General features: G+C 68.8%; 4 protein-coding genes and 1 pseudogene. All 5 read left to right on the plus strand.

Features of this window, described 5'->3' with window-relative positions; all coding sequences use genetic code 11:
• The coding region (locus ACIPXC_RS34850; RefSeq protein ID WP_401626485.1) for an ATP/GTP-binding protein at positions 1 to 269 on the plus strand (269 nt) is incomplete at its 5' end.
• Positions 270 to 565: 296 nt separating this feature from the next.
• Positions 566 to 3,772 (plus strand): nitrate- and nitrite sensing domain-containing protein, encoded by a 3,207-nt coding sequence (locus ACIPXC_RS34855; protein WP_401626487.1) that lies wholly within the window; start codon positions 566 to 568, stop codon positions 3,770 to 3,772.
• 10 nt (positions 3,773 to 3,782) lie between these two features.
• Complete coding sequence (locus ACIPXC_RS34860) at positions 3,783 to 4,196, plus strand: roadblock/LC7 domain-containing protein (RefSeq protein WP_007266772.1); 414 nt, start codon at positions 3,783 to 3,785, stop codon at positions 4,194 to 4,196.
• Between the two features lie 93 nt (positions 4,197 to 4,289).
• On the plus strand, positions 4,290 to 4,832 hold the full coding sequence (locus ACIPXC_RS34865) for a DUF742 domain-containing protein (RefSeq protein ID WP_401626489.1): 543 nt from the start codon (positions 4,290 to 4,292) through the stop codon (positions 4,830 to 4,832).
• Positions 4,813 to 4,929: pseudogene (locus ACIPXC_RS34870) on the plus strand (ATP-binding protein); the annotation flags it as partial. The gene ACIPXC_RS34865 and the pseudogene ACIPXC_RS34870, both read left to right, overlap by 20 nt.

Genomic DNA, 4,929 nt, shown 5'->3' on the forward strand with positions numbered 1-4,929 from the left:
GCGCCATCGGCGCCGTCGTACTCGTGGACACGCGCCGCCTCGCCGACTGCTTCCCCGCGGTCGACTACTTCGAGAACAGCGGCCTGCCCTTCGTCGTGGCGCTCAACGGCTTCGAGGGGCACCAGCCGTACACGCCGGAGGAGGTGCGCGAGGCCCTGCAGATCGGCCCCGGCGCCCCCATCATCACCACCGACGCCCGCCACCGCGCGGACGCCAAGAGCGCACTCATCACGCTCGTCGAGCACGCCCTCATGGCGCGGCTCAAGTAGCGGAGCGGCTCCAACTGCCGCACGGGAGGGGCGGGCTGTGTCGTATGACACGGCCCGCCCCTGTCGTTCATAACGTTTCGACAGAGAATTGAAGCCGATTGGCAACGGGATGCGTTCAGTCGGTGCCGCTGTGCTCACAACCACCCCGGCTTTTGCCGCAGGACGCTCTTTATGTCCGGTTTATGTGAGGCGTAGGTCTCTGGAACTCGCGGATTTCAACTGTTTGGAACAGGACCGTCAACCGTGCTGGAATTCAACGAACTAGCTAGTAGCACCGCCGAGAGGTTGTTGGTCGAGTGAGGCGAAGCAACGCAAGCCCCGCGGATGAAACCGCGCGCGGCAACTTCACCCCGCCGCCGCGAGCGGCCGCGTCGCCCGCCGACGTGCCCGTGGAACCGCCTGCGAAGAGCGGGAGCACCAGCCGGTTCTCCCCCCGCAACTGGCGCGTGCCGACCCGTCTGAACGCCATCCTGCTGGTGCCGGCCCTCGTGGGCCTGGTCATGGGCGGGTTCCAGGTGAAGGGCTCGGTCGACACGTGGAACGAGGCCAAGGACGCCGAGGAGATAGCCCGGGTCGTCCAGGCCGCCTCGGAATACAGCCAGGCGCTGCTCAACGAGCGTGACCTCACGGCCGAGCCGCTCCTGAACGGCCTCACCAAGGACGACAAGGTCACCAAGGCCTACGCGGCGACCACCGAGGCCAAGGAGAAGTTCGACCAGGCCGTCCGGGAACTGCCCGAGAACCAGGGCCTGGAGCGGCGTCTGGAGCTCTTCCGCACCGAGGAGCCCAAGCTGACGGACGTCCGTCAGACGGCCTACCAGGCCGGGATCGAGAGCCCCAAGAAGAACCCGCCCTCTTCGTTCGGCCCCATCCCGACCGAAGAGGGCTACGTCACGGTCCAGCACTACCTGATGCAGTTCGCCAACGAGCTCGGTCTCGGCACCGGCAACGTGACCTCGTACGGCCGCATGGTCTACGCGATCCAGCTGGCCAAGGCGGCGAACTCCCTCCAGCGCTCCGTCGGCACGCACCTGCTGGTGCGCCCGAGCAACGACGAGAACACCCGCAAGGCCCAGCTCGTCGCCTTCTCCTCCTACGCCTACCTTGAGGAAATCGCCATCGGCGAGTACGTCGCGGCGGGTACCGAGGAGGACGTGACCCGGCTGAGGACGGTCATGGGGAAGAAGTCCGAAGAGGGCGCCGCCAAGCTCGCCGAGGCCAAGGCCGCCGCCGAGCAGGCCGGTACCCCCTTCAAGTCCCCGCCCGTCTCACAGTCCAACAAGTCGATCCTCACGGGCATGACCGAGGCCATCGCCAGCGGCGAGCCCAAGAAGAAGGTCATCGACGGCGGCACCACGCCGACGGCCTGGCAGTACGCGGCCACCGCGAAGTTCGACGGCTACGCCGAGATCGAGAAGGAACTCCTCGAGAAGGCCATCGCCGACGCCGTCGCGGTCTCCGACGACGCCCGCACCGACGCCATCACCAACGGCGCCATCGTGGTCGTGTCCCTCCTCGCCGCCTTCATCCTGGCCGGCATGATGGCCCGCCAGATGGGCCGCTCGATGGGCCGCCTGCGCACCGCCGCCTTCGACATCGCCGAGCAGCGCCTGCCGTCGCTCGTCGACCAGCTCTCGCGCACCGATCCGGGCAAGGTCGACACCCGTGTCCACCCGATCCCGATCGACTCCCAGGACGAGATCGGCGAGGTCGCCCGCGCCTTCGACCAGGTCCACCGGGAAGCGGTCCGGCTCGCCGCCGAGCAGGCCCTCCTGCGGGGCAACGTCAACGCGATCTTCACGAACCTCTCCATACGCAACCAGTCGCTGATCGAGGGCCAGCTGACCCTCATCACCGACCTGGAGAACAACGAGGCCGACCCGGACCAGCTGGAGAACCTCTTCCGCCTGGACCACCTGGCCACCCGTATGCGCCGCAACGGTGAGAACCTCCTCATCCTCGCGGGTGAGGAGCCGGGACGCCGCTGGGACCAGCCCGTGCCGCTCGTGGACGTGCTCCGCGCCGCCTCCTCCGAGGTGGAGCAGTACGAGCGCATCGAGCTCTCCGGTGTCTCCGAGGCCGAGATCCACGGCCAGGCCGTGACCGACCTCGTGCACCTGCTCGCCGAGCTGCTGGAGAACGCCACCACGTTCTCCTCCCCGCAGACCAAGGTCCGCGTCAACGCCACGCGTCTGCCCGACGGCCGCGTGATGGTCGAGATCCACGACAAGGGCATCGGCCTCACCGCCGAGGACTTCGCGGACATCAACCACAAGCTCGCCAACCCGCCGACCGTGGACGCCGCGATCTCGCAGCGCATGGGTCTGTTTGTGGTCGGCCGGCTGGCGGACCGCCACAACATCCGCGTCCAGCTGCGCCCCTCGGGCGAGGCGGCGGGCACCACCTCGCTGATCATGCTCCCCGACGCCATCACGCACGGTGGCGGTGGCGAGGGCATCCCGGACGACGACTTCACCGTCTCGCAGATCATTCCGGAGCAGGAGACCCAGCAGGCCGCCCCGATGCGCACGGCCGCGGAGCTCGGCTTCGACGACTCGCGCTACGAGCAGGCAGGCGAGGCGCGCGGCCTCGACTCGGTCGGGCGTTCGCTCGGCCGCGAGGAGCGGCGCGCCGCACTGGAGGCCCAGGTCGGCTTCCCGCAGGAGCAGCAGTACCCCGACCAGGGCGTCCAGGACACCCCGGGGGGCCAGGACTATCCGGAACCTCAGCCTGAACACGGCTACCAGCCGTACCAGGGCTACGAGCAGCAGTCCGAGCAGGGATACGACCCCGCGTACGACGGACAGCGCCCGGAGCAGGGGTACGAGGCGTACCCTCAGCAGGACTACGCCTATACGGAAGACGGCTACCCGGACCAGCAGTCGGGCACCCAGGGCTACGACGGAGGCTACGAAGCCCGGTCGGCGCAGGGCGAGTGGCCCGAGCAGAACACGTATCCGGCTGCCTACCAGCAGGATTACGGGACTGAATCGGAATCCCAGGCCGTCCCCGAACCGGCCGCGGAGCGCGTAGGCTTCGACCGTCCGGGCGCCGCTGCCGACACCGGTCACGAAATGACCGGAGCGGGCCTGCCGCGACGCGGCAGCCAGCAGCAGTGGCAGTCGGCACAGCAGGAAGCGGAGTCCCCCGGGTCCCTCTTCGAGCAGCGGCCGCAGCGTCAGCGGCAGGCCGCGGCGCCGGAGCAGGACCAGGACCAGGACGGTGGCACGGGTTGGCGCTCGGGCAACGACGAGCGCTGGCAGCAGGCCGCCAAACTCCGTGAGCCGAAGGCGGGCGGGGTCACCTCGTCCGGTCTCCCTCGGCGCGTGCCCAAGGCCAACCTGGTCGAGGGCGCAGCGGAGACGACCCCGCAGGGCGGCCCCCAGGTCTCCCGCGCTCCGGAGGACGTCCGCGGCAGGTTGAGCAACCTGCGGCGGGGTGTCCAGCAGGGACGCAGCGCGGGTACTGAGCAGTCAAGTAACAGCTATGACCAGGAGCGTTAGTGTGAGCCCGATGAGCCAGGCGGCACAGAACCTGAACTGGTTGATCACCAACTTCGTGGACAACACCCCCGGGGTGTCGCACACGGTGGTGGTCTCCGCCGACGGCCTTCTTCTGGCGATGTCCGACGGATTTCCGCGCGACCGCGCCGATCAGCTGGCGGCCGTGGCCTCCGGACTGACCTCGCTGACCGCCGGTGCCTCCCGCATCTTCGAGGGTGGCGCCGTCAACCAGACCGTGGTCGAGATGGACCGGGGATTCCTGTTCCTGATGTCCGTCTCCGACGGTTCGTCCCTCGCGGTGCTGGCGCACCCGGAGTGCGACATCGGCCTCGTGGGCTACGAGATGGCCCTTCTGGTGGATCGTGCGGGCACTGTCCTGACCCCGGACCTGCGGGCCGAACTGCAGGGAAGCCTTCTCAACTAGCAAACAGGCAGTGCGTTTCGCGCCATCGCACCGTAGGGTGCGGTGGCGCGGTTCCACAGGGAGTACTGCGTTCTTGGAGTCGGAGGAGGAGACGTGACAACACCCGGAGGACATCCTTATGGCGGCGCGCAGCAGCCGCAGGGTGGGCACGACCAGAACCGCTTCAACTTCCCCTCCTCGCCGAGCCGGCCCGTGCCGGAGCAGAACCCCTACCAGCAGTACGGGCAGCCCCAGCAGCCCCGGATGCCCGCGCAGGCGCCTCCGCGTGCCGCGCGGCAGCAGGCCCCGAAGGCCCACAACCCGCTGGTGCGCCCGTACGCGATGACCGGCGGCCGTACTCGGCCGCGCTACCAGCTCGCCATCGAGGCGCTGGTCACTACCACGGCGGATCCCGCGCGTCTGCAAGGGCAGTTGCCCGAGCACCAGCGCATCTGCCTCCTGTGCCAGGAGATCAAATCCGTCGCGGAGATCTCGGCACTCCTCTCCATTCCTCTTGGTGTCGCCCGCATCCTCGTAGCCGACCTGGCGGAGGCGGGCCTTGTAGCCATTCACCAGCCCGGCGGCGACGAGTCCGCCGGTGGCCAGCCAGACGTGACACTGCTCGAAAGGGTGCTCAGTGGACTTCGCAAGCTCTAACGGCGGAGCGGCTCCCCGCTCCACCACCTCCGCGAAGATCGTGGTGGCGGGCGGCTTCGGCGTGGGCAAGACCACGTTCGTCGGAGCCGTGTCCGAG

It is taken from the genome of Streptomyces sp. NPDC090021 (assembly GCF_044748225.1).
Taxonomy (GTDB): domain Bacteria; phylum Actinomycetota; class Actinomycetes; order Streptomycetales; family Streptomycetaceae; genus Streptomyces.

Coding starts and splice junctions, on each gene's coding strand:
- ACIPXC_RS34860 (WP_007266772.1), top strand. CDS start 3,783: ATGAGCCAGGCGGCACAGAACCTGAACTGGTTGATCACCAACTTCGTG.